The organism is Methylomonas sp. Uni0011, from assembly GCF_056850255.1.
Map to the genome: position 1 here is coordinate 12,611 of NZ_JBVVNO010000018.1, position 24,292 is coordinate 36,902.

Below are 24,292 nucleotides of genomic sequence, written 5' to 3' on the forward strand. Positions count from 1 at the left end.
GCTTCAGCCTGCGTAAGCGCTTGCGGCGGAAAACGCAAGGATTGTCGAATCGGTTTCCAGGCCAACGGCATCCGCCAATCGATCACGGATTAACAAAAATGAACGGCGAAACCCATAGCCAACTGGCCAATTTTATTTGGAGCATTTGCAACCTGCTGCGCGGCCCTTACAAGCGCAACGAATACCGCAAAGTGATTCTGCCGCTGACTGTATTGCGGCGCTTCGATTGCCTGCTGGCGCCCAGCAAGGATGTCGTATTTGTCGAATCCCAAAAGCTACAAGGCAAGCCCGAGCGCGTCATCCAGGCTAGATTGCAATCGCTAACCGGCCACCGCTTCTACAACCTATCGCGGATGCAGTTCGATAAAGACGCCGATCATTCCCTGCTCAACGATCCGAACAATCTGGCGCCCAATCTAAATAGCTACATCAACGGTTTTTCGCCGAATGTGCGCGCCATCATGGAGAAGTTCAAATTCAGCGAGCAAATCGCCCACATGGCGGAAAAGAACATCCTGTTCGAAGTTATCAAAGCCTTTGCCGCCATCGACCTGTCGCCGCAACGGGTCGATAACGTCCAGATGGGTTATGTCTTCGAAGAACTCATCCGTATCGGTGCCGAGCAATCGAACGAAGAAGCCGGAGAGCATTTCACCCCGCGTGAAGTCATCAAATTGATGGTTAACTTATTGTTGGACCCTGAACATGACTTGGCGCAAAGTCATGTGGTTAAAACCATTTACGACCCGGCGTGCGGCACCGGCGGCATGCTATCGGTAGCCGAGGAATACATCCGCAAGCTCAATGCAGATGCGCAGCCAAAACTATTCGGCCAGGATTTTAACGACGAGGCTTGGGCGGTCTGTAAGTCGGACATGCTGATCAAAGGCGAAGACGCCGACAACATAATCCTCGGCGACACCTTCACCCGTGATGGCTTTGATCGCGACAGCGACGGCAACAAATGGACGTTTGATTACATGCTGGCCAACCCGCCGTTTGGTGTGGAATGGAAACAGCAACAGAAAACCATCCAGCAAGAAGCCGATACCTTGGGCTTTGCCGGTCGCTTTGGAGCCGGTACGCCGCGCATCAACGATGGTGCATTCCTGTTTCTGCAACACATGATTGCCAAAATGCGCCCAGTCGCGGCGGGTGGCAGCCGCATCGGCATTGTGTTTAATGGTTCGCCTTTATTTACCGGCGATGCGGGGAGCGGCGAAAGCGAAATCCGTCGCTGGATTATCGAAAACGACTGGCTGGAAGCCATCGTCGCCTTGCCGGAGCAGCTGTTCTACAACACCGGCATTTCCACGTACATCTGGATCATCAGCAACCGCAAGGAGCTGCGGCGCAAAGGCAAAGTGCAATTGATCGACGCCCGCAATTTCTGGGTGCCGATGGAAAAATCCCTGGGCAACAAACGCCGCCGCATTGGCGACCCCAGCGACAAAGCCAAAGACCCAGACCATATCGGCGAAATTACCCGCATTTATGCCAATTTCACCAATGGAGAAACGCGCCGTTTTGTCGTCGATGGCAAAGACAAAGAGCTTGTAGTTAGCAAAGTGTTCGACAACGAAGACTTTGGTTATCACAAGATTACCGTCGAGCGCCCACTTAGGCTCAATTTTCAAGCCAGCGCCGAGCGCATCGCCCGCCTGGAACAGCAAACCGCATTCATTAACCTCGCCAGTAGCAGTAAAAAGAACGAAACCGTCCGCCAGCAGGAAATCGAAGCCGGTCGCGCCCGCCAACAACAAATCCGCGATCTACTGGCCGCCTTTGCCGCACAGCATGGCGACACCCTATTTTTAGACCGCAAACAATTTTTGCTGACACTGCGCGACATCGACCGCGCCCATGACGTGCGCCTGTCTGCCCCGGAACTCAAAGCCGTGTTGGCTGCACTGAGCGAGCGTGACGACGCCGCACAGGGAAGTGCCAGTGTCGCGGGAGGCAGGATGCCGGGAGCGACGGCAAATATCTGCACCGACAAGCAAGGTAACCCGGAGCCGGATGCCGACTTGCGCGACACCGAAACCGTCCCGCTCAAGGAAAGCATCGACGAATATTTTAAGCGCGAAGTGCTGCCGCATGTTCCCGATGCCTGGATTGACCACAGCAAAACCAAAATTGGTTATGAAATCCCGCTGAATCGGCATTTCTACCGCTACGAGCCACCGCGCGAGCTGGAAACCATCGAAGCCGAAATCAAGGCGCTGGAAGGCGAGATTATTGATTTGCTAAGAGAGGTGACGGCGTGACGGATATGCAACCAATCCAAGGACAGGGCGAAGTCATTCTTTACCAAACCGACGATGGGCAAGCCAAAATCAACCTCAAGGCCATTCTTAAAGACGGCGAGTTGGTCGAAGCTTCAGTTGTCAAGGAATCCTTGACAACTGCCGCCGACGGCAAGAACTACAAAACCAAACTATTCAGCCTGCCGATGATACTGGCCATTGGTTACCGGGTTCGCTCGCCAAGAGGTACGCTGCATGTAGGATGGGCTGTTAAGCCCATCAACCGGCGTTTACGATGGGCTTCATTGGCATTTAGCCCATCCTACGTTGGCTTGCGGGAGGCAAGCCGATGAAATACCCGGCTTATCCGCAATACAAGGACAGCGGCGTAGCATGGTTGGGTGAGGTGCCCGTGGATTGGGAGGTAAAAAAGGCGCGATATTTGGCATCTATGAAAGGAGGCTCCACCCCTTTAACAACCGAAAACCAATTCTGGGATGACGGCAATATTCCTTGGGTTTCACCGAAGGATATGAAAATTGGCCGAATTACGGATACTCAAGATCACCTAACCTCAGAAGGAGCTAGTCAATGCGCTAGCGGCATTCTTGCTCCCGGCCATGTATTGATCGTGGTACGTTCCGGCATTCTCCGGCATTCGTTACCGGTAGCCATAAACGACGTACCGGTTACTTTGAATCAGGATATGAGAGCCTTCAAATTGGGCGCGCGTCTTGATGCAGAATACCTAAGGTGGTTTATCGAGGGTAACCAAAAGCTGTTGTTGGAACAGTGGTGCAAGTCCGGCACCACGGTAGAGTCCATCGAAATGAGTTATTTGGCAGACGGTTTGATACCAGTTCCTCCAAGAACCGAACAAACCACCATCGCCGATTTTCTGGACCGGGAAACCGGGCGAATTGATACGCTGGTGGCAAAAAAGCGCAAGCTGGTGGAATTGCTCAAGGAAAAACGCAGCGCGCTGATTTCCCGCACCGTCACCCGCGGCCTGCCCGCCGACGCCGCGCGGGAATTCGGCCTTGAACCGCATACACAGTTCAAAGATTCTGGCACAGAATGGTTAGGCAATGTGCCGGAAATTTGGGCTGTAAAAAAAGTTAAATACGTAGCCAATGTAATGATTGGAATTACTTATTCACCGGAAGATATCGTCGATGAGAATGAAGGCACTTTAGTTCTTAGAGCTTCAAACATTCAAAACGGAAAACTCAGCTTTCATGACAATGTTTATGTCTTGAAGGAAATTAAAACTAAAGAGTTTGTTAAGAACGGGGATATTCTGATTTGCTCACGGAACGGTAGTGAGCATCTAGTCGGGAAATGTGCCTATTTAACCCATCTGCATGTTGGACATACTTTTGGTGCATTTATGTCTATTGTTCGTTCTAAAATGGGACGTTACCTCTATTATTTTTTCAATTCAGAAATATTCAAAGCGCAGTCAGGATTGTTCAAGACAAGCACAATCAATCAATTGACCACCAATACACTCAATAATTTGATGCTTGCAATCCCGTTGCCTGACGAGCAAACAGCCATCTCAATGTACCTTGACCGCGAAACCACTAAAATCGACCGGCTGGTCGAAAAAGTCGAAACCGCAATCGCCCGCTTGCAGGAATACCGTAGCGCATTGATCACCGCCACCGTGACCGGCAAAATCGATGTGCGAGCCTATTCAGCGAAACAGGAAACGGCATGACTTTGGATCGGGATCAACACTATTTGCGCGGCCTGGTCGAGGAATTGCGTAAATTGCCGGATGAAACGACTTGGCTGGAATTCAAGGCCAACAATAGCGACCCCGACGAGATAGGCGAATATCTTTCCGCGTTGTCCAATGCGGCGGCACTGGAAGGCAAAGCCAATGCGTATTTATTGTGGGGTATCGCCGATGACGATCACGCCATTCTCGGTACGGATTTTGCGCCAAGCAAAGCCCGCAAGGGCGGTGAGGAGCTGGAAAGCTGGTTGCTGCGTTTGCTGAGCCCACGTTTGCATTTCCGCTTCTTGCCGGTAGACATTGACGGCAAAGCGGTTGTAGTTTTGGAAATTCCACGCGCCAACGGCAAGCCGACTCAGTTTTCCGGCAAGGAATTGATCCGGGTGGGTTCTTATAAAAAGCCGTTGAAAGATTATCCCGAATTGGAACGCTCGTTATGGCGGGTGTTCGACCAAACGCCTTTCGAAGCGTTGAAGGCCACCGAAAACTTGGCTGCGGCCGATGCGTTGGCATTATTGGATTATCCTGCTTACTTCGATTTGTTAAACCAACCGTTGCCTACCGATCAAGCCGGCATACTGTCTCGTCTTGAAGATGTGGCTTTGTTGGCGCGGAATGTCGCAGGCGGCTGGGACATTACCAATTTGGGCGCAATCTTGTTTGCCAAGGATTTACACCGATTTCGCGGTTTGTCGCGCAAGGCGATGCGGGTGATTGCTTACCAAGGCAAAGGTCGGCATAGCCCCAAGCAACGCGAGCAGGAAGGCCGCAAAGGCTATGCGTCTGGATTCGAAGGTTTGATCGATTACGTCAATGCGCTATTGCCGAATAATGAAGTCATCGGCAAGGCGCTGCGACGGGACGTGCCAATGTACCCAAGTTTGGCGGTACGCGAACTGGTAGCCAATGCTTTAATCCACCAGGATTTTTCGATTACTGGAGCCGGGCCGATGGTGGAAATTTTTTCCGATCGGATGGAAATTACTAATCCCGGTTTGCCGCTGGTCAGAACCGAACGTTTTTTGGATAGCCCGCCGCGCTCCCGGAACGAGGCTTTGGCGTCGTTGATGCGATTGTTCGGTATTTGCGAGGAACGCGGCAGCGGGGTTGATAAAGTGGTGTTCGAAACCGAACTTTACCAATTGCCAGCTCCCAGTTTCGAAACGGCTGAAGAATCAACGCGAGTTGTACTATTTGCCCACAAAGCATACAAACACATGGATAGTCAGGATCGTATCCGCGCCTGTTATTTACATGCTTGCCTGCGTTATGTGCAACGCGATCCAATGACCAATGCCAGCCTTCGCGAGCGTTTTGGCATTGAGCCTGAGAACAGCGCGATGGTTTCCCGAGTCATCAAGGAAACGCTGCTGTCTGAATTGATTAAACCTTTCGATCCAGAACAAGGAAAGCGGCATGCCAAGTACCTGCCGTTTTGGGCTTAGCTCTTATTTGATGGTTATTTGACTAAAACAGACATTTTAGCAAACAACCAATGCTAACCAACTGATTTATAAGTACAGTTTATAGAGTTCTTTTTGACGGCTATTTGACTGGCACGTTTCGTAGCGGATATTAAGCCACCGTAACCAACCAGGAAAAATTGGCAATTAGTTAAGTAAAACGACTTTTCCTTAACTAAGCCTGGAATTAAGTTAAGAAACAACAAGGACACCTGAATGGCGCAAACCACCGAAAAAGCCTTCGAAAGCTACGTCGAGCAAATGTTACTAGCGAAAGGCTGGCAAGCGGGTTCGGTAAAGGACTGGGATAAGGCGCTGGCGTTATTCCCGGCGCAAATTCTCGATTTTATCGCCGCCACCCAAAAGCCACTTTGGGACAGCATGAGCGAGCAACATGGCGCTAATCTGCCAGCCCTGTTAATCAAAGAGCTGGTTAAGGAACTGGCGATTAAAGGCTCGCTGCATGTATTGCGACACGGCTTTAAGTTTTACGGCAAGACCTTTCGGCTGGCCTATTTCAAACCGGCGCACGGCTTGAATACCGAGGTGCTGGCACACTATCAACAAAACCGGCTGACGGTGACGCGGCAGGTGCCTTGCCATCCGGGCGACCACAGTACGCTGGACATGTTGTTCGCAGTCAACGGCTTGCCGGTGGCGACCTGCGAGCTGAAAAACCCTTGGACTGGGCAAAACTGGCGGCATGCGGAGAACCAGTATCGTAATGACCGCAATCCGCGCGCGCCGTTGTTCGAGTTTAAGCAGCGGGCGCTGGTGCATTTTGCCGCCGACCCGGACGAAGTCCACATGACTACCCGACTGGCGGGCAAAAAGACCTTTTTCCTGCCGTTCAATCGTGGCAGTCATCCCGGCGAAGTGGTCTGCGGGGCGGGCAACCCACAGCATCCGTCCGGTTACCGCAGCGGTTATTTCTGGGAAGACGTGCTGGAACGCGAGCAGTTTCTGGACATTCTCGGTAATTTTATTTTCATTGAGCGCAAGGAAGAGAAAGTCGACGATGGCAAGGGTGGTAGTCGCTTGCTGCAAAAAGAAGCGGTGATTTTTCCGCGCTATCACCAGCTCGATGCCACCCGGCGACTGGTCGCTGCCGCACAATTGGAAGGCCCCGGCCGGAATTATCTGATTCAGCATTCAGCCGGCAGCGGTAAGACCAATTCGATTTCCTGGTTGTCACATCGTTTGGCCAGTTTGCATGATGGCAACGACCACAAGGTGTTTGATTGCGTGATTGTAATTACCGATCGGCAAGTGCTGGACAGGCAATTACAAGATGCCATTTATCAAATTGAACACGCGCAAGGGGTGGTGAAGGCGATTGATCAGGATTCCAAGCAGTTGGCGGCGGCGCTGATTGATGGCACCAAGATTGTGATTACTACCTTGCAGAAGTTTCCGTTTGTGTTGCGCGGTTTATTGCATGCTGCTGGCGCTGATAACATCGACGCAGCAGACGAAATGGCAAAAACGCAAGCCAAAGCCTGGGAGCAGGAAATCGGCAAGCGGCGTTATGCGGTGATTGTCGATGAAGCGCACTCGTCGCAAACCGGTGAAACCGCCAGAGAACTCAAATCAATTTTGGGCAGATCGTCTCCTGTTGATCGTTCTGAAATCGATGCAGAAAGCTCCCTCTCCCTCCGGGAGAGGGCTGGGGTGAGGGGAGACAACCAACCAACGTCTAGTTTTATATCCCCTCATCCTAACCTTCTCCCGGAGGGAGAAGGAACCGTCTTGTATGGCTCGGGTAAACGGGAATCAGGTGAAACAGAAGAACCGGATTGGGAAGACCGATTGAATCAGGTCATGGCTTCGCGCGGCCGTCAGCCCAACATCAGCTTTTTTGCCTTTACCGCCACTCCGAAGGGCAAGACCTTGGAGCTGTTCGGTCGTATCGGCCATACCGGCAAGCCTGAGCCATTTCATCTGTACAGCATGCGCCAAGCCATTGAGGAAGGTTTTATTCTGGACGTGTTGCAGAACTACACGACCTACAAAACTTATTTCAAATTGGTCAAAGCCATGGAGGACGACCCGAACCTGCCCAAGAAAAAGGCGGCGCGGGCCTTGGCTAAGTTCTTGGTACTACATCCAACCAACATTTCGCAAAAAATCGAAATCATCGTCGAACATTTTCGCAACCACGTTAAACATCATTTGGGCGGCCAAGCCAAGGCGATGGTGGTGACCGGTTCACGCCTGCACGCCGTCAAATACATGCAGGCGTTTCAGGCTTATATCGAGCAGCATGGTTACCACGATGTACAGCCCTTGGTCGCGTTTAGCGGTACGGTGCTCGATCCCGAAACCGGGCAGGAATATACCGAACCGGGCATGAACGTCGACAGTGTGACCGGTAAAGCGATCAACGAAAAGCAATTGCCGGAGCGTTTTAATTCGCCCGATTATCAAGTACTGCTGGTGGCTAACAAGTACCAAACCGGTTTCGATCAGCCCAAGTTGATGGCGATGTATGTCGATAAGCGTTTGGATGGCGTACAGGCGGTGCAAACTCTGTCGCGCTTGAATCGCATGTTGCCGGGTAAGGAAGCACCTTTCGTGCTGGATTTTGTCAATGAAGCTGATGATATTTACCGCGCATTCAAACCTTATTACGACGCCACCAGTTTGCAGGAAACCTCCGACCCGGCTTTGCTGGAACAGGTCAAGCATGACTTGGACAGTATGCAGGTTTATTACTGGAACGAAGTGGAAGCGTTTGCCCGTATCTTCTACCGATCACCCAATAAGCAAAACCCGGCTGATCACGCCCATTTGCAACGCCATTTACAACCGGCAGTGGACCGCTTCAAGGCGATTCCCGATGAAGAGCAGCGCTCTATGTTTCGGGACAAGTTAAGCGGTTATGTCAATGTGTATGCTTTTTTGAGCCAGATCATGCCCTATGCCGATCCTGATCTGGAAATGCTGTATAGCTTTGGTCGCTTGTTATTACCGCATTTGCCGCTGGACAGAGATAACACCAACGTCAAGCTGGGCGACGAAGTCGATTTGCAATATTACCGGCTGCAACGGGTGTTTTCCGGTGCGATTGATCTGGCGGATGAGCAAGGCGAGTACACGGTTAAAAGTCCGACCGATGTCGGCACCGGCAAAGCCAAGGACGAAAAAGCCCCACTGTCGGAAATCATCGAGATATTAAACAACCGCTTTGGCACCAACTTTACCGAAGAAGACCGCTTGTTCTTCGAACAAATCAGAGAAAAAGCGACCAATTCGCCAGAGGTGATTCGGTTACGGCAAGCGAATCCGTTTGATAAATTTCAGCTAGGTTTACGCCAAGTGTTGGAAGATCTGATGATTCAACGGATGAATGAGAACGACAAGATTGTGACGCGATACATGGATGACAAAGCCTTCGAAGATGCGGCGTTTGCGGTTTTGTCTAAGGTGATTTTCCAGAGCATTCCTTACACTGGAGGATAAACGGGCTTTGCCAAATTTAACGCCTACCCGCGTATGACAGCAAGGGCCCTTCGCCGCCTTAGTACCCTTAATTGCGGCATTTCAGGGCCGGTTGAATAGACGAGAATGGCGAATCCTACTTCCCCCAAACAAGCAACATTCAGGAACACAATCGTGACCACAGACGCCACCTCTGACCGCACGCCGGGAAGCCAAAGCACAACGATTATCTCGGTGCGCGGCGTACACAAAACTTACGCCGGCGGTTTTCAGGCCTTGCGCAATATCGATTTGGAGATCCGGCGCGGCGAGATTTTCGCATTGCTCGGGCCGAACGGTGCCGGCAAGACCACGCTGATCGGCATTATCTGCGGCATCGTCAATCCGTCCTCGGGAACCGTGGTCGCCGCCGGCCATGACATCCGCAAAGATTACCGCGCCGCACGGGCGGCGATCGGTCTGGTGCCGCAGGAGTTGCATACCGACGCGTTCGAATCGGTCTGGGCTACCGTCCGTTTCAGCCGCGGCTTGTTCGGCAAAGCGCCGAATCCGGATTACCTGGAGCGGATTCTGCGGGCTTTGTCGCTGTGGGATAAACGCGACGCCAAAATCATGGCGCTGTCCGGCGGCATGAAACGCCGGCTGCTGATTGCCAAAGCCTTGTCTCACGAACCGGAAATCCTGTTTCTCGACGAACCCAGCGCCGGCGTCGACGTCGAATTGCGCCACGACATGTGGCGGCTGGTGCGCGAACTGCGCGAGCAGGGCACCACCATCATCCTGACCACGCATTACATCGAAGAAGCCGAGGACATGGCCGACCGGATCGGCGTAATCAACAAAGGCGAACTGGTCGTGGTCGAAGACAAAACCGCGTTGATGCGCAAGCTGGGCAAGAAGGAACTGGCCTTGACCTTGCGGCAACCGTTGACCGCATTGCCGGCGGAGCTGAATGCCTGGCCGCTGAACTTGTCCGCCGACGGCCAAACCTTGGTTTACACCTTCGACAGCCAGACCGAGGAAACCGGTATCGCCGAATTGTTGCGAGCCTTGAACCAACAAGGCATCGATTTCAAAGACTTGCGCTCCAGCGAAAGTTCGCTGGAAGACATCTTCGTCAGCCTGGTACAGCAAGCCAAAGGAGCTAAGCCATGAATTTTTACGGCATCCGCGCCATCTACCATTTCGAAATGGCCCGTACCTTTCGAACGCTGGCGGAAAGCATTGCCGCGCCAGTACTTACCACTTCGTTGTACTTCATCGTCTTCGGCCGCGCCATCGGCTCGCGGATGGGGGAGATCGACAATGTCGGTTACGGCGCCTTCATCATTCCCGGCCTGGTGATGCTGAATCTGCTGAACGAGAGCATCTCCAACGCCTCGTTCGGCATCTACATGCCGAAATGGTCCGGCACGATCTACGAATTGCTGTCGGCACCGGTGTCGTGGATCGAAGTGCTGCTGGGCTACGTCGGCGCGGCCGCCACCAAATCGGTGATGCTGGGTCTGCTGATTCTGGGCACCGCCCGAGTCTTCGTACCCTACCAAATCGCCCACCCCGGCTGGATGGTGGCGTTTTTATTACTGACTGCCGTCAGCTTCAGTCTGTTCGGCTTCATCATCGGCCTGTGGGCGGACAGCTTTCAGAAACTGCAAGTGGTGCCGATGCTGGTGGTGACGCCGCTGACCTTTCTCGGCGGCGCGTTTTATTCGATCAACATGCTGCCGCCGCTGTGGCAGAAAGTCACTTTGTTCAATCCGGTGGTCTACCTGATCAGCGGTTTCCGTTGGAGCTTTTACGGCATTGCCGATGTGGACGTGGCCATGAGCCTGGGGATGACCTTCGGCTTCTTGCTAGCCTGTCTGGCCTTCGTCTGGTGGGCGTTCAGAACCGGTTATAAGATCAGAAACTGACGCCGATCGGCCGCGAAGATGAGCAGGGTTTCCGGTTTGGCTGCGCTGGTTTCGGTCATCGCGTCGATACGCCGAGTTCTCGACCGATCTTTTCGCAGCCGCTGTTGTTTCGACGCCGGCGCGGCGATTTTATTTTTCGGCGCGCTGGCGCAGCAGCCGGCGCTGCAAAGCGATGCTTATCAAGCAATCCAGGAGCTGGCGGCACTCGGCTACCGTATCCCCAGCGCGGAGGCGCCGTTAAGAGTGTTCCCGGCATTGACCGACACCGAGTTCAGCGGGCGCCATGCCGGGGCTTGGCGGCCCGGCAGCATCTATTTACGCGACCGAACCCAGCCCGATTTCCCCGCACGGGCGTACCTGCGCCACGAGCTGTTTCACGAAGCCAGTTATCGCAGCTGTAACGGCCGCCTGCCGGAATGGGCCGAAGAAATGGCTGCGATGCGTTTTAGTGGCGAACTGGCCGGCCGCGAGCAAGAGCCGCAGCCGAACACCACCGAATTGGAAGACCTGATCAGCCACATTCGGCAAAATTCGCCGCTGAACCAGCGCGACCGGGAAATTTTGGGGCGGCTGGCGCTGGATTACCCGTGGCCTGCCGAAATCTGCCAGGTTCCGGAAGCCTTGAGCCGCCTATTGGGCGCGCCTTTTAGTGCAGCCGGCTCCGGTTACGTCTTGGCCAGTCTGGTTTCCGGCCGGATTTTAGAAACCGGCGGCGACATTGCCACGCCAATGCCGCCCGGCTCGTTGTTGAAAATCCCCTATGCGGCGGCGTTGAACCAAGCCAATCCGCAAGTCCTGGCCGACGAACTGGCGGCCAGCGATACCGGCCAATTGTTGTTACGCCGCTCCGCGTTCCGGCCGGAACGTTACCGGCTACTGTTATCCCCGATCAAACAGCAAAGTCTGGCGCAACAAGCACCCGTAACCGAACGGGATTGGCGGGCATACCTCGGCGAACGCGGTGGCGACGGTGGTTTCGCGCTCGAAGCGTCATTGCCGGAACTGGTGTTGACGCTGCGGGCCGCCCTGCTGTCGCAGCCCGATTACTTCACAGGCCTGGTGCGGAACGGCGCCAATCCGAATTCGACGTTGGCCGGCATCAACCCTGCCGACAAACGCACCTTCCGTGAGCTGCAAGCCTTGGCCAAGACCGGCACGGTATCCAGCAGCGACGGCCAACCCTTGATCGGGCATTTAATGCTTGCCTGGCCGGCCGAACATCCGGTGTATCTGGCCGTTTTTCGCCAATCCGGCAGCAGTGGCGCCGCGATTGCTGCGAAAGCCGCTGGCTTACTGCGCGATTGGCAACGGCGGTTTCCGCCGCGCTACGCCGCCGTGCGGGTGCATCTGTTATCGGCAACCGATCCGACCAGTTGGCAGGCACACAGCGATTGTCCGGAACTGGAAACCGGCTCGGCACGTTTCAATCTCTGCGGCACTTTCTATGTTACCTCGACCGCCCGCGGCAGCCGCTCGGAACGGCGGGTAAGCGGCATATTGCATCAGCCCGCGGCGGGCGACGCGAGGGTATTGGAAACCGATGCCGACAGTTACGCCGACGCGGTGCTGGCGGCCGAAGCCCAGCAATTAACAGGAGAGGCGCGCGAGGCGTTGCGAGCGGTGATCGTTTGGAACGGCAGCCGGGGCGGACACCGCCATCCGGAATCCCGCTCGCTCTGCGACACCACGCACTGCATGGTGTTTCTTGGCGAGGATGTGGATGTAAGCAGACCAAGCCGGCGTGGACACACCACCGACCCGAAATTACTCGGTTTATTGGATGAATTGGCCGCTAACCGCGAGTGGTTGCCGTTTGCCAACGGCGGCGCACAACACTGGCAACGCCAAATCCCAATCGCAGAGTTGCAGCGGCTTTTCGCCGAAGCGCACATTTTGGAGATTCGGCGGGAGCGGCGTAAGGACGGCGCCTTATACGTGCGCCTGGTCTATGCCGACAACGACGAAGCCGTTTCCTGCGAAATATTTCGCAACACGCTAAAGCTGCCGTCCTGCCCGGACTCGATTCAAGCCGCAGACAACCAGAGCTGGCTATTTCAAGGCATAGGTGCCGGCCATGGCGAGGGATTGTCCATCGAAACCGCCCGCGAACTGGCTGAAGCCGGCCGCAGCGCGGAACAGATTTTACGGGACGCTTACGCTAAATAAAGCTCGCCGCCAGGCCACCGGCGCCCAGCGGGAAACAGCGGCCAATCAGGTAATCACGTCCGGTTCGGTTCTGCCGGTACGCTGTTTGACTTCGCACAGTTGTTCGGCAATATCGATCAATTCGGCCAATGCTGCCTGGGCATCCTGATCGTGCTTACGAACATCGCGCTCATAGCGCTCCAGGTAGATCCGCAAAGTCGCGCCGACGGTACCGGTGCCGGACAGGCGAAACACGATGCGGGAACCGTTGACGAAGCCGATTCGGATGCCTTGCCGGCTGCTGACGCTGCCGTCGACCGGGTCGGTGTAGCTAAATTCGTCGGCGTATTTCACCTCGTAATCGCCCCAAGTCTTGCCGGGCAGGCTATCGAGCTGGCCGCGCAAATGGTCGACGATGGCATTGGCGATTTCGGTATCGACGGCTTCGTAATCGTGGCGGCAATAGATGTCGCGGCCGTAGGTTTGCCAATGTTCGCGGACGATGTCTTCCACCGATTCGCGTTTGCGGGCGATCAGATTCAGCCAGAACAATACCGCCCACAAACCGTCTTTCTCGCGCACATGGTTGGAACCGGAGCCGAAACTCTCTTCTCCGCATAGCGTGATTTTGTCTGCGTCGAGCAGATTGCCGAAAAACTTCCAGCCGGTCGGGGTTTCGTAGCAAGGCAGGCTGAGTTTGTCGGCGACCCGATCCACGGCCTGGCTGGTCGGCATCGAACGCGCTACCCCGCTGATGCCTTTGGCGTAAGCTGGGACCAATTTGGCGTTGGCGGCCATGATCGCCAGACTGTCGCTGGGCGTGACGAAGATATTGGCGCCCATGATCATGTTGCGGTCGCCGTCGCCGTCGGACGCGGCGCCGAAAGTCGGTGGGTTGGCGCCGAACATGATTTCGGCCAATTCATGGGCGTGCACCAGATTCGGGTCGGGATGACCGCCGCCGAAATCCTCCTGCGGCACCGCATTGAAAACTGAACCGGGCGCCGCGCCGAGCACGTCTTCCAGAATGTGCTTGGCGTAGGGGCCGGTGATCGCGTGCATCGCGTCGAATTTCAGCGTGATGAAGCCGTTCTGGATGCTTTGTTTCAATAGTTCGAAATCGAAAATCTGCGCCATCAATTCCGCATAATCGGCCACCGGATCGATAACGCGGATTTTGACGCCGCCTTTTTCGACCTCGCCGATCGTGTCCAAATCGATATCGCCGAAACGGGCTTTTTTGTAGCCGGTGATGGTTTTGGTATTCTCGTAAAGCTTGTCGGTGAACTTCTCCGGTGCCGGTCCGCCGTTGCCGACATTATACTTAATGCCGAAATCTTCTTCGGGGCCGCCGGGATTGTGACTAGCTGATAGAACAATACCGCCGAAGGCATTGTATTTCCTGATAATATTCGATGCGGCGGGGGTGGACAACAAGCCGCCTTGGCCTATAATGAGTTCACCGAAACCGTTGGCGGCCGCCATCTTGATGATGATTTGAATGGCTTTACGGTTGTAGTAACGGCCGTCGCCGCCAATCACCAAAGTTTGGCCTTGGTAGCCTTCCAGGCTGTCGAAGATGGATTGGACGAAATTTTCCAAATATTTGGGCTGCTGGAAGACTTTGACCTTCTTACGCAAGCCCGATGTGCCGGGCTTTTGATCGTCGTAGGGAGTGGTTTTGGTGATTGTTGTTGTCATATGCTACCCTTTGTAATACCACGTTTCGAAAGGGTTAAAGTACACCAAAATTTTGATTATTTACAGATTGCCATGTTAAAGAAAAAGTTACTAGGCGCTTTGATTGTACTGGGAAGTTCCGCGTCCGTTAACGCTTTCGCAACGGATGAAGTTTGGCTGCTAGTCGATACTCAGAAGCAAAATATGGAAATACGCAAGGGTGAGAAAACCGTTGCCGTACTCGAAAACATCGCCATCGGCCGCAATGGCGCCGGTGAAAAGAGCCACCGCGGCGACGACGTGACGCCGCTCGGCAATTACCGTATCGGCTGGATCAACGAAAAAAGCGCGTTTCGTAAATTTTTCGGCCTGACGTACCCCAACGTCGAACATGCCGACCACGCCCTAAAGCAAGGCAAGATCGACCTCGATACCTATGAGGCTATCGCCAGGGCTCATTCCTACGGGCAAGTACCGCCGCAAAACACCGGCCTGGGCGGGCAAATCGGCATTCATGGCTTGGGCAGCGGCAGTCTGTCCATCCACCGATCCATGAATTGGACACACGGATGTATCGCATTGACCAACGATCAAATCGATCAATTGAGCCAATGGGTAGAAAAAGGGACACTCGTAACCGTGAAATAATGTTGGTAAAATCCAAAAAAATGTTGGACAATTGCCACCGTTTTTCATTCTTTATTTTTTGAAACCACAATCAAGGGGAAATAAACCATGATGAGAGCTATTAAATTATCAGCAGTTGTTGCCGTTGCAGCTTTGGCTACCGGTTGCGCAAGCACTTCTGACCTGGAAGCTTTGGATGCACGCGTTGGCACTTTGGAAGGCAAAGTAGCTACCGCTTCTGCTGACGCTGCTTCTGCAAAAGCTGCTGCTGCTGAAGCTGCTGCTAAAGCCGCTGCTGCTGAAGCTGCTGCTAACCGCGCTGCTCAATATGCTCAAGACACCAACAGCAAATTGGACCGCATGTTCAAAAAATCACAACACAAATAAGCTTTAACGCTGTTGTCGATTTAAAAAGCCCGTGAGCCGCAAGGCCACGGGCTTTTTTATTGCCGTTAGTTTGCTGGCACCGCTTGGCTTTGCACAACCGGCGGAGTTTGAACCGGACGCTCGTAGATCGCGGTCGGTATTCCGGTCGATTTTTCGATAGCTGCTTTCAAAATCGAACCCTTGATGACCGGCATTTTGCCGCCGTTAGCCTGCTCGATTAAATCCAATGCCACATGCAGGCGCTGCTCGAAAGTAGCGGGCGTTTCTTCCATATCCGGATAGGCCTCAAGATAGAGCGTATCGTGATACCAGCCCACCTTGATCGGCTGATTGACGATATTGACCTGAGTACCGACTTTGACCATAGGGAAAAACTGCTCGATGTCGGCCGGATACATGCGGATACAGCCGTGGCTGACACGCATACCGACGCCGTTGGTTTTATTGGTACTGTGGATCAGGTAGCCGGGAATACCCAATTTAAAGGCGTAAAGCCCCAGCGGATTGTCCGGTCCAGGCGGGTAATAAGGCTCCAGCACGTCACCGTCCGCCAAATGCTCGGCAATGATCGACGGCGGCGGCGTCCAGGACGGGTTTTCGGTTTTGCCGGCGATGTGGGTCTTACCCAGCGGCGTCTTCCAATTATCTTCCCGGCCAATGCCGATGGCATAGGTAATCACCTTGCTGGCATCTGGATAGTAATAAATCCGCATCTCCGGCAAGTTCACGACGATGCCTTGCCGGGGCGCATTGGGCAAAATAAAACTGCTGGGAATCCGCACCCGGGTACCTTCGCGCGGCAACCATCTATCGACGTAAGGATTGGCCAGCACGATTTCATCCTGGCCAAGCCTGAAATTGACTGCAATATCGATCAGCGTGTCTTCCTGCTTGGCGGCTACGTACTTGACCTCGTGCGGCGGATTACCGACCAGGCTGTCACCCGGACGATCCGGCGCCGGCAACGTTAATGCCGACACACTGGCACTCACGGCCCACAACAAGCTGGTGATTAAACGAATTTTCATCAGATAGCGCCCTCGGCGTTAAACAACTCAAGCAGACGCGGCAAAAACTGCGCAAGTTCCGCGGTCATAATGGAAAAATCGGCATCGAATTGCTCGGTCTCGTCAAATGCCTCGATATCGGCCGCTTGCTCCTGAATCAGATCCAGAAACTTCAAGCGTTTGACGGCGAGATTCTCGTCCAACACGAACGATAGACGTTCGGCCCAACTCATCGCTAATTTGATCACTTGCTTGCCGCTATCCAAGTGGTTTTTGATCTCTGGCAGAGCCAAGTCGTGCCGCTTGCAGCGAATAATGGCGCCTTCCTCTTCCGGAGAGCGCAACTCGCACTCGTCTTCGATCAGAATATCCTTGGGTGAGGCATTGTCGGTCAGCCATTGCGTCATCACGCCGGCCGGCTTTGCGGTGGCTGTTAACGGTACGACCGGTAAAGAACCCAGGCATTTCCGTAATTGGCTGAGCAAATCCTCGGCCTTTTTAGCCGACGCGGCATCGACCACCAGCCATCCGCCTTGGCTATCGATGTAGGCGTAGGTTTTTTTGGAAAACGAAAACGCCCGCGGCAACAATTCGAAGACCAATTCATCCTTGAGCCGGCTACGTTCCTTTGCCGGTAATTTACGGGCCTCCCGCTCTTCGATTTCGCTGATGCGCTCTTGCAGCATCTCGTTGATCACCGAACTTGGGACAACTTTTTCCTCTTTTTTGCCGCAAAGCATGAAAAAGCCATTGTTGGCATGCACCAAGGCATCGGCAGCTCTACCCAACGGCGGAGTCCAACCGAAACTGAATTCGTCGTGACTACCGCAAGCACGAAATGGTTGTTGTTGCAGCTTTTGCTCCAACTCCTCGGCTTTCAGTTCGAACGGCTCGGAGAAACGGTAGACGGCCAAATTTTTAAACCACATGAAATCGCTCTTTTTCAAAACCGTCAATTATCTCAAATTTGCCCGGCCGCTTGCACCTGTGTGACTTAAAAAGCCCCGGAACGCCTCGCCTGCGCAGTTATACACACAAAGTCTTAGCCAATCCGCCTCAAATACCGCTTGACAAAATAACTCTTTGAAATAAAACAAAATAAACATAAGACGCTGATTCTTATAGAAAAAATCACTCTGTCCAAATTTTATACAATCTAACAAAAAGCCAGTATTTGCAGGCAACCGCCGCGGCTTTCGACATTCAACGCACAGAGTTATCCACAGACATTGTGATTAACCCAAGACCCATCGGTCACAGAAGCGCTCGCCATCCAACCCGAATTTGCCGACCACCCCAATTCGCTGCAAATCAACATAGACGCTTCGAATCAATCCTTCACCGCCTCGACTTGAATCAACACCTTGACCTGATCGGCTACCGCAGGCACATATTTATCGATACCGAACTCGGAACGCACGATCAGGGCCGAAGCATCGGCACCGCAACTGTACTTCATGCGCAACGGATTGATACCGCAATAAAAATGCTCAATCTCCAATCGTAGCGGCTTGCTGACACCGTGCAACGTCAACACGCCGTCGGCCCCGACCAACTTGTCACCTTGGAAAATCAGCCGATTGGATTTAAAACTCATCAGCGGATATTTTGCGCTGTCTAAAAAGTCCGGTCCGCGCAAATGCGCTTCCAGCTCCTCCAGCCCGGTACTGATCGAGGCGGTACTGACCGAGACATCTATGCTGCCGCTACCGGTCGCAGTATCCAGCAACACTTTGCCGGATGTTTCGTTAAAACGCCCGCGCTGAGTGGAGAAACCCAAATGGTTAATCTCGAAACTCGGAAACGTGTGCCGACTATCGATGGTATAGCTTTCGACAGCCAACGCGGAACCGCCGAATAACGCCAGCGCAATCGCGCCAAATAAACGAGCCATCGCAAACCTCCAAACCCAATAAGACCAAACTGCATTATGGCAAAGAGTTTGTGATAATGAGCGGGTTTACACTCCACAGCTTGGCTCGTGCCACTTTCATGCAAAGAATCCATTACTACAATCTAGCGTTGGCCGGATTTTTCGGTCTATTTTTTTTGTTGATGGCATGGCACACCCTATTGGCGCCATCCAACCGCTTGCCAACGGCATTGATCCTGATTGCCAGCGTCGGCCCGTTGCTCCTACCCTTCAAAGGCTTGCTGAATCGCAACTTGAAAAGCTGCACCTGGATGAGTTACATAAGCCTGCCTTATTTTGCCCATGGTATCGCCGAATCTTACGTCAATCTGAGCCAACGCCCGTACGCACTATTGGAAGTGTTGTTCAGTTTGATGCTGTGTTTCGGCGCCGGTCTCTACGTCTATAAAGCGGAAAAAGCCTGAGCCGACGCCGATGCAAGTCCCGTTACAGTTCGAATTTCAGGCCAACCAGACGTTCAACAGCTATTACCCTGGAAACAACGGCGAAATTCTGGAGCAACTGCAGAAATTAGCTACCGGCGGCTCAGAACAACAAATTTTTCTGTGGGGCGACAACGGTAGCGGCAAGAGCCATTTGCTGCAAGCGTGCTGCCAACTCGCGACTAAGACCAATAAGGAGCCATTTTATTTAGAATTGGCAGCCGGCCGCTTGCCGAATCCGGCCCTGTTGGAAGGCTTGGACCATCTTGAACTGGTATGTTTGGACAACATCCAGTACATTGCCGACCATCCGGATTGGGAACACGCCTTTTTCAATTTCTACAACGCGCACCGGCAAGCGAATCACCAGCTGGTTCTGGCCGCAGACTGCCCCCCCAAATATTTAAGCTTCGAATTGCCGGACCTGAAGACTCGGATGGGCTGGGGACTGACGCTAAAAATTCAGCCATTACGTGAAGACCAATTGATCGACGCCTTGAGCCATAAAGCGCATTTTCTCGGCTTCGACATTCCCCCCGCTGTCGGCCGCTTTCTGCTGAATCACTACGTACACGATGTGGCCGCCCTGTGGTTGTTGCTGGACCGAATCGACCGGGCGACCCTCGCCGCACAACGTAAATTGACCATCCCGTTTTTGAAACAGATTTTGAGCAATAACGCGTGAGCGACAAAATCCTGATCATCGGCACCGGGGCCATAGGCGGCTTTTACGGTGCCTTGTTAGCCCAATCCGGCGCCGAAGTCAGCGTCGTTTGCCGCTCGGATTACGCAACCGTAAGCCGCCAAGGTTTCCAGATCGACAGCCATGCGCTGGGCCGGTGGCGGTTTCAACCGGCGCAAGTCTTGCGCCGGGCGCACGACTATAAAGATTGCGCCGATTATCTGATACTGTGCAGCAAGGTCGTCGCAGACATCGACCGCGTAAATTTGATCCGCGCCGGCCTGTCCGACAAAACCGCGATCGCGTTCATCCAAAACGGCGTCGATATCGAAGCGGAATTGCTCGCCGCCTTCCCGGACAGAGTGTTGATCAGCGGCTTGGCATATATTTGCTGCAACCGGTTAGCGCCCGGCCATATCAAGCATCTGGCCTACGGCAAACTGACCATAGGCGCGCTAACTCCGGACGACGCGGGACTCAGCGAAAGACTGCGAGACTTGTTCATTGCCGGTGGCGGAGACTGCGAAATCAGCCACGACATTATCGCCAGCCGCTGGCAAAAGTGCGTCTGGAATGCACCGTTCAACCCGTTATCAGTACTCTCCGGCGGGCTCGCGACTCAGGCGATCCTGCAGAACCAGGAAAATTTCGTCCGGGAGGTGATGGAAGAGGTATGCCGGATAGCCGCCGCTTGCGGCCACCCCTTGACCGAAGATACCGTCGACGTCAATCTCGAGCGCACCCGCAACATGCCAGCTTACAAAACCAGCATGCTGCTGGATTTCGAACAAGGCCGGCCGATGGAAACGGAAGCCATTCTCGGCAATGCGATTCGCGCAGCGCAACGCCACCGCATCGAATGCCCACGGTTGCAGTCGCTGTATGCATTGATGCAGCTCAGAGAACTGCAAATCCATGAAAATCGGCCCCCAGATTAATTCACACAATTGACATTCCGTTTTTTTTGATTTTTCGGTTAGAATGTGAAGATTTTCATTGACCTTGTCATTGAAGAAGCCGTGTGCATTTCGCCTCATACCTAACAAAGCGAAGAGCGGCCGCATACTTCGCTAGGCTAGCAGCTATGTGATCCACAACGACCGTGGCAATGGTGCTGGGGTTTAAAGAGTTTTTATATTCAATATTTAGAGTAAAACCATGACTGATCTATCGCTTTACAGAAACATCGGTATCTTCGCGCACGTCGATGCCGGTAAAACCACCACGACCGAGCGGATTTTGAAGCTGACCGGAAAAATCCACAAAATCGGCGAAGTTCACGATGGTGCGGCGACTACAGACTTCATGGTGCAAGAACAAGAGCGCGGCATCACCATTCAGTCTGCGGCGACCACCTGCATGTGGCCGGGCAGCACCAACCAATTTCCGGCGCACCGCTTCAATATCATCGACACCCCGGGCCACGTGGACTTTACGATCGAAGTGTATCGTTCCTTGAAAGTTCTGGACGGCGGTATCGGCGTATTCTGCGGTTCAGGCGGTGTTGAACCGCAATCCGAAACCAACTGGCGTTACGCGAACGATTCCAAAGTCGCTCGTGTTATCTACGTCAACAAACTGGACCGTCTGGGCGCGAACTTTTACCGCGTCGTCAAGCAAGTCGAAGACGTCCTGGGCGCGAAACCGGTTGTTATGACCTTGCCGATTGGCGAAGAAGAGAACTTCATTGGCGTGATTGACCTGTTGACCCGCAAAGCCTGGGTCTGGGACAACTCCGGCGATCCGTTGAAGTACGAAATCCAAGACGTGCCAGCCGACATGGCCGAGCAAGTCGAAGAATGGCGCGCGAAATTGATCGACCAAGTCGCCGACCAAGACGACGAGATCATGGAGAAATATCTGGAAGGCGAAGAGCCGACCATCGAAGAAATCAAAAAATGCATCCGTAAAGGTACCATCGCGATGGATTTCTTCCCGACCTTCTGCGGCTCTTCGTTCAAAAACAAAGGCGTGCAATTGGTACTGGACGGCGTCATCGAATACCTGCCGAATCCGACCGAAGTCAACCCGCAACCGGAAACCGACATCGAAGGTGTCCCAACCGGCGAACACGCGATCGTCGATCCGGAGCGTCCATTCCGCGGCCTGGTGTTCAAAATCATGGACGACCGCTTCGGCGCGCTGAACTTCGTGCGTATTTATTCCGGCAAATTGAAAAAAGGCGACACCGTTTTGAATACCTATACCGGCAAAACCGAACGGGTAGGCCGAATGGTGGAAATGCACGCCGACGACCGTAACGAGATCGAAACCGCGCAAGCCGGCGATATCGTCGCGCTGATCGGTTTGAAAAACGTTCAGACCGGCCACACGCTGTGCGATCCCGACAAACCGGCCACGCTGGAACCGATGGTATTCCCTGATCCCGTTATCTCGATCGCGATTTCGCCGAAAGACAAAGGCAGCAACGAGAAAATGGGTATCGCGATCGGCAAAATGGTGGCCGAAGACCCGTCTTTCCGCGTCGAAACCGACCAGGAGTCCGGCGAAACCATCATCAAAGGGATGGGCGAGTTGCACTTGGACATTAAAGTGGACATCCTGAAACGGACCCACGGCGTCGATGTTAACGTCGGCAAACCGCAGGTCGCTTACCGCGAAACCATTACCAAACGCGTCGAAGACGAATACGTCCACAAAAAACAATCCGGCGGTTCAGGCCAATACGCGAAAATCAACTACATCATCGAACCCGGCGAACCCGGCAGCGGCTTCCAATTCGAATCGTCCGTGGTTGGTGGTAACGTACCGCGCGAATACTGGCCGGCAGTCGAAAAAGGCTTCAAAGCCAGTATCGATAAAGGCGTGTTGGCGGGCTTCCCTTGCTTGGACTTCAAAGTCAATCTGACCGACGGCGCGTTCCACGCGGTCGACTCGTCATCCATCGCTTTCGAAATCGCCGCCCGCGCCGCGTATCGCCAATCCATCCCGAAAGGCGCACCGCAATTGCTGGAACCGATCATGAAAGTGGACGTGTTTACTCCGGAAGCTCACGTCGGCGACGTGATCGGCGACTTGAACCGCCGCCGCGGCATGATCAAATCACAAGATCCCGGCGTCACCGGCGTTCGCATCAAGGCCGACGTGCCGCTGAGCGACATGTTCGGTTACATCGGCGATTTACGCACCATGACGTCCGGCCGCGGCCAGTTCTCAATGGAGTTCTCGCATTACGCACCTTGTCCGAAAAACGTCGCTGACGAAGTCATCAAAGAAGTCAACGAACGCAACAAAAACAAGGAAAAGTAATTTTGCCGGAACCGGAGGCCTTGGCGCCTCCGGTTCGATTTGGGGTTCCGGCTCGCTAGCCGCCTGATTCACAAACAGGATTATTTTCAACCATAAAGTTTCCGCAACGTACGGAAACTTGTTCCAGTACCTAACCTTGGAAGAACATTATGGCTTTTGTAATTACCGAAAATTGCATTAAATGCAAATTCACCGACTGCGTTGACGTCTGTCCGGTGGATTGCTTTCACGAAGGGCCCAACTTCTTGGTCATCGACCCGGACGAGTGCATCGACTGCACGCTGTGCGAACCGGAATGCCCGGCAAACGCGATCCATGCCGAAGACGAATTGCCGGAAGGCCAAGAACATTTCGCCGCATTGAATGCGGAACTTGCCAAAGTCTGGCCGCTGATTACGGAAGTGAAAGACGCGATGCCTGACGCCGACGAATGGAACGGCAAACCCGGCAAGTTCGCTTTGTTGGAAAAATAAAAAACCGCTAACGCTCTGGAAGCATCCGGACCATTGCCCAAATCGCGGCTTTGGTCCGACTTTGTCGCAGCGACACTGAGCTGCCGCTCGACCAAACCAGCGGTACCATCGTATCCGCCGCAGCCTTAAATCTCGCCTTTCTCCACCACCGGCATGATCCAGTAATGGATGCCTGAGCCGGAAAACTCTTCTTTCAACCTTTCCAGCAAAGCCGATATCGCCATTTTTTCGGCGTAGATTTGGAAGCGCGCCGTTTGCTGTTCGTTCTCATCGGCCGCAGTGAGAAACTTGGTCATCCGGTGTTCACCGAAATTATCCCTATCGATTTCGAAGCCCGACAGACATTCCATCATCGCCACCTCCAAATCCGGAGGTACGATAAAAGATATCGAAAACTGCTGGTGGTTGACCGATTTGAAAAAGTCGTCTTCGCTGTTAAACCGATCAGAAGCGTTCTTGATAACTTGCAAATAGCGGCCGCGGCGGCGATCGCCTTTACGCTTATCGACGATACCGGCCGGTATCTCGGTCTGATTTTGGCGGGGATCGTTGTACCAACTGCGGTGGTAGTAAGGCCTGACCACCACCATACGGCCGTTAAATCGCCGGTTCTTTAAGGCCTTGACGACCCGTTGCACAGTGACTTCCGAATCCAGTGTTACCAAGCCGTGATATTCGATAGTGCCGACCCGAGTATCTTGCAGCGCCAGTATCTCCACATCCACGATTCGTCCCGACTTTCTGAAAAAACCGTTATTCAGCGCTGGCGCCACGAATTCGGAAATTTCTATATGCCGGGTATTGGCGGGAATTCTGCGCAAAAAAATGTTCATAACTCGTAATGTGGCATGAAAATTAG

The 24,292-nt window shown here is 53.6% G+C and carries 20 protein-coding genes; 15 read left to right on the forward strand and 5 right to left on the reverse strand.

The annotated features are described in order from the left end of the window. Nucleotides 1-98: 98 nt before the first annotated feature. The 8 genes from AC0IM9_RS16565 (at nucleotide 99) to AC0IM9_RS16600 (ending at nucleotide 12,973) form a co-directional block, all read left to right on the forward strand. The gene (locus tag AC0IM9_RS16565; RefSeq protein ID WP_482804732.1) at nucleotides 99-2,267 is read left to right on the forward strand and encodes a type I restriction-modification system subunit M; all 2,169 of its coding nucleotides are present in this window, start codon (nucleotides 99-101) and stop codon (nucleotides 2,265-2,267) included. A gap of 5 nt (nucleotides 2,268-2,272) precedes the next feature. After that, the gene (rhuM, locus tag AC0IM9_RS16570; RefSeq protein ID WP_482804768.1) at nucleotides 2,273-2,599 is read left to right on the forward strand and encodes a RhuM family protein; all 327 of its coding nucleotides are present in this window, start codon (nucleotides 2,273-2,275) and stop codon (nucleotides 2,597-2,599) included. Further along, nucleotides 2,596-3,969, forward strand: a complete 1,374-nt coding sequence (locus tag AC0IM9_RS16575; protein ID WP_482804733.1) for a restriction endonuclease subunit S — start codon at nucleotides 2,596-2,598, stop codon at nucleotides 3,967-3,969. The genes rhuM and AC0IM9_RS16575 overlap by 4 nt, the downstream gene beginning before the upstream one ends. Next, nucleotides 3,966-5,435: an ATP-binding protein gene (locus tag AC0IM9_RS16580; RefSeq protein ID WP_482804734.1), complete on the forward strand. Its 1,470-nt coding sequence runs from the start codon at nucleotides 3,966-3,968 to the stop codon at nucleotides 5,433-5,435. Before AC0IM9_RS16575 ends, AC0IM9_RS16580 begins: the two co-directional genes overlap by 4 nt. Before the next feature lie 234 nt (nucleotides 5,436-5,669). Further along, nucleotides 5,670-8,915, forward strand: a complete 3,246-nt coding sequence (locus tag AC0IM9_RS16585; RefSeq protein ID WP_482804735.1) for a type I restriction endonuclease subunit R — start codon at nucleotides 5,670-5,672, stop codon at nucleotides 8,913-8,915. A gap of 153 nt (nucleotides 8,916-9,068) precedes the next feature. Continuing rightward, nucleotides 9,069-10,049 carry an ABC transporter ATP-binding protein gene (locus tag AC0IM9_RS16590; RefSeq protein ID WP_482804736.1) on the forward strand — a complete coding sequence of 327 codons (981 nt, stop codon included), beginning with the start codon at nucleotides 9,069-9,071 and terminating at the stop codon, nucleotides 10,047-10,049. Beyond that, nucleotides 10,046-10,807: an ABC transporter permease gene (locus AC0IM9_RS16595; protein WP_140911951.1), complete on the forward strand. Its 762-nt coding sequence runs from the start codon at nucleotides 10,046-10,048 to the stop codon at nucleotides 10,805-10,807. Before AC0IM9_RS16590 ends, AC0IM9_RS16595 begins: the two co-directional genes overlap by 4 nt. An 18-nt stretch (nucleotides 10,808-10,825) precedes the next feature. Next, nucleotides 10,826-12,973 (forward strand): hypothetical protein, encoded by a 2,148-nt coding sequence (locus AC0IM9_RS16600; protein ID WP_482804737.1) that lies wholly within the window; start codon nucleotides 10,826-10,828, stop codon nucleotides 12,971-12,973. Nucleotides 12,974-13,018: 45 nt separating this feature from the next. Here AC0IM9_RS16600 and AC0IM9_RS16605 read toward each other — a convergent pair whose 3' ends face one another. Further along, nucleotides 13,019-14,653, reverse strand: coding sequence for an alpha-D-glucose phosphate-specific phosphoglucomutase (locus tag AC0IM9_RS16605; RefSeq protein ID WP_482804738.1), 1,635 nt, complete (start codon nucleotides 14,651-14,653; stop codon nucleotides 13,019-13,021). 72 nt (nucleotides 14,654-14,725) lie between these two features. Between AC0IM9_RS16605 and AC0IM9_RS16610 the strand changes: the two genes are divergently transcribed. Both AC0IM9_RS16610 and AC0IM9_RS16615 read left to right on the forward strand, forming a co-directional pair. Further along, on the forward strand, nucleotides 14,726-15,280 hold the full coding sequence (locus tag AC0IM9_RS16610) for a L,D-transpeptidase family protein (RefSeq protein ID WP_313901407.1): 555 nt from the start codon (nucleotides 14,726-14,728) through the stop codon (nucleotides 15,278-15,280). An 87-nt stretch (nucleotides 15,281-15,367) separates the two neighbouring features. Continuing rightward, nucleotides 15,368-15,646, forward strand: coding sequence for an Lpp/OprI family alanine-zipper lipoprotein (locus AC0IM9_RS16615; protein ID WP_082409752.1), 279 nt, complete (start codon nucleotides 15,368-15,370; stop codon nucleotides 15,644-15,646). Nucleotides 15,647-15,711: 65 nt separating this feature from the next. On the opposite strand, the gene AC0IM9_RS16620 is transcribed toward AC0IM9_RS16615, so the two are convergent. From AC0IM9_RS16620 to AC0IM9_RS16630, 3 genes are all read right to left on the reverse strand, one after another. Then, nucleotides 15,712-16,674, reverse strand: coding sequence for a L,D-transpeptidase family protein (locus AC0IM9_RS16620; RefSeq protein WP_482804739.1), 963 nt, complete (start codon nucleotides 16,672-16,674; stop codon nucleotides 15,712-15,714). Next, nucleotides 16,674-17,582 carry a recombination-associated protein RdgC gene (gene rdgC, locus AC0IM9_RS16625; protein ID WP_140911954.1) on the reverse strand — a complete coding sequence of 303 codons (909 nt, stop codon included), beginning with the start codon at nucleotides 17,580-17,582 and terminating at the stop codon, nucleotides 16,674-16,676. Before rdgC ends, AC0IM9_RS16620 begins: the two co-directional genes overlap by 1 nt. A gap of 401 nt (nucleotides 17,583-17,983) precedes the next feature. Then, the gene (locus tag AC0IM9_RS16630) at nucleotides 17,984-18,547 is read right to left on the reverse strand and encodes a YceI family protein (RefSeq protein WP_482804740.1); all 564 of its coding nucleotides are present in this window, start codon (nucleotides 18,545-18,547) and stop codon (nucleotides 17,984-17,986) included. 98 nt (nucleotides 18,548-18,645) lie between these two features. Here AC0IM9_RS16630 and AC0IM9_RS16635 point away from each other — a divergent pair, with 98 nt between their 5' ends. The 5 genes from AC0IM9_RS16635 to fdxA all read left to right on the forward strand — a co-directional run bounded on the left by AC0IM9_RS16635 (nucleotide 18,646) and on the right by fdxA (nucleotide 23,433). Beyond that, on the forward strand, nucleotides 18,646-18,990 hold the full coding sequence (locus tag AC0IM9_RS16635; protein WP_140912020.1) for a DUF2069 domain-containing protein: 345 nt from the start codon (nucleotides 18,646-18,648) through the stop codon (nucleotides 18,988-18,990). Nucleotides 18,991-19,000: 10 nt separating this feature from the next. Continuing rightward, nucleotides 19,001-19,693, forward strand: coding sequence for a DnaA regulatory inactivator Hda (hda, locus tag AC0IM9_RS16640; RefSeq protein WP_482804741.1), 693 nt, complete (start codon nucleotides 19,001-19,003; stop codon nucleotides 19,691-19,693). After that, complete coding sequence (locus tag AC0IM9_RS16645; RefSeq protein ID WP_482804742.1) at nucleotides 19,690-20,628, forward strand: ketopantoate reductase family protein; 939 nt, start codon at nucleotides 19,690-19,692, stop codon at nucleotides 20,626-20,628. The genes hda and AC0IM9_RS16645 overlap by 4 nt, the downstream gene beginning before the upstream one ends. 220 nt (nucleotides 20,629-20,848) lie before the next feature. Further along, nucleotides 20,849-22,960, forward strand: a complete 2,112-nt coding sequence (fusA, locus tag AC0IM9_RS16650) for an elongation factor G (RefSeq protein WP_140911958.1) — start codon at nucleotides 20,849-20,851, stop codon at nucleotides 22,958-22,960. A 149-nt stretch (nucleotides 22,961-23,109) separates the two neighbouring features. Continuing rightward, a complete protein-coding gene (gene fdxA, locus AC0IM9_RS16655; RefSeq protein WP_140911959.1) occupies nucleotides 23,110-23,433 on the forward strand; it encodes a ferredoxin FdxA in 324 nt (107 codons plus the stop codon). A gap of 125 nt (nucleotides 23,434-23,558) precedes the next feature. On the opposite strand, the gene AC0IM9_RS16660 is transcribed toward fdxA, so the two are convergent. Next, entirely contained in the window at nucleotides 23,559-24,266 is a 708-nt protein-coding gene (locus AC0IM9_RS16660) for a DUF3240 family protein (RefSeq protein ID WP_140911960.1), read from the reverse strand. Between the last annotated feature and the right edge of the window lie 26 nt (nucleotides 24,267-24,292).

Excerpts from the sequence above, each read along its gene's own strand:
- AC0IM9_RS16595 (WP_140911951.1), top strand. The coding sequence starts at position 10,046 with ATGAATTTTTACGGCATCCGCGCCATCTACCATTTCGAAATGGCCCGT.
- AC0IM9_RS16575 (WP_482804733.1), top strand. The coding sequence starts at position 2,596 with ATGAAATACCCGGCTTATCCGCAATACAAGGACAGCGGCGTAGCATGG.
- AC0IM9_RS16615 (WP_082409752.1), top strand. The coding sequence starts at position 15,368 with ATGATGAGAGCTATTAAATTATCAGCAGTTGTTGCCGTTGCAGCTTTG.
- AC0IM9_RS16630 (WP_482804740.1), bottom strand. The coding sequence starts at position 18,547 with ATGGCTCGTTTATTTGGCGCGATTGCGCTGGCGTTATTCGGCGGTTCC.
- AC0IM9_RS16580 (WP_482804734.1), top strand. The coding sequence starts at position 3,966 with ATGACTTTGGATCGGGATCAACACTATTTGCGCGGCCTGGTCGAGGAA.
- AC0IM9_RS16620 (WP_482804739.1), bottom strand. The coding sequence starts at position 16,674 with ATGAAAATTCGTTTAATCACCAGCTTGTTGTGGGCCGTGAGTGCCAGT.
- fusA (WP_140911958.1), top strand. The coding sequence starts at position 20,849 with ATGACTGATCTATCGCTTTACAGAAACATCGGTATCTTCGCGCACGTC.
- AC0IM9_RS16585 (WP_482804735.1), top strand. The coding sequence starts at position 5,670 with ATGGCGCAAACCACCGAAAAAGCCTTCGAAAGCTACGTCGAGCAAATG.
- rdgC (WP_140911954.1), bottom strand. The coding sequence starts at position 17,582 with ATGTGGTTTAAAAATTTGGCCGTCTACCGTTTCTCCGAGCCGTTCGAA.
- AC0IM9_RS16635 (WP_140912020.1), top strand. The coding sequence starts at position 18,646 with ATGCAAAGAATCCATTACTACAATCTAGCGTTGGCCGGATTTTTCGGT.
- AC0IM9_RS16600 (WP_482804737.1), top strand. The coding sequence starts at position 10,826 with ATGAGCAGGGTTTCCGGTTTGGCTGCGCTGGTTTCGGTCATCGCGTCG.
- AC0IM9_RS16660 (WP_140911960.1), bottom strand. The coding sequence starts at position 24,266 with ATGAACATTTTTTTGCGCAGAATTCCCGCCAATACCCGGCATATAGAA.
- AC0IM9_RS16565 (WP_482804732.1), top strand. The coding sequence starts at position 99 with ATGAACGGCGAAACCCATAGCCAACTGGCCAATTTTATTTGGAGCATT.
- AC0IM9_RS16610 (WP_313901407.1), top strand. The coding sequence starts at position 14,726 with ATGTTAAAGAAAAAGTTACTAGGCGCTTTGATTGTACTGGGAAGTTCC.
- hda (WP_482804741.1), top strand. The coding sequence starts at position 19,001 with ATGCAAGTCCCGTTACAGTTCGAATTTCAGGCCAACCAGACGTTCAAC.
- AC0IM9_RS16605 (WP_482804738.1), bottom strand. The coding sequence starts at position 14,653 with ATGACAACAACAATCACCAAAACCACTCCCTACGACGATCAAAAGCCC.
- rhuM (WP_482804768.1), top strand. The coding sequence starts at position 2,273 with ATGCAACCAATCCAAGGACAGGGCGAAGTCATTCTTTACCAAACCGAC.
- fdxA (WP_140911959.1), top strand. The coding sequence starts at position 23,110 with ATGGCTTTTGTAATTACCGAAAATTGCATTAAATGCAAATTCACCGAC.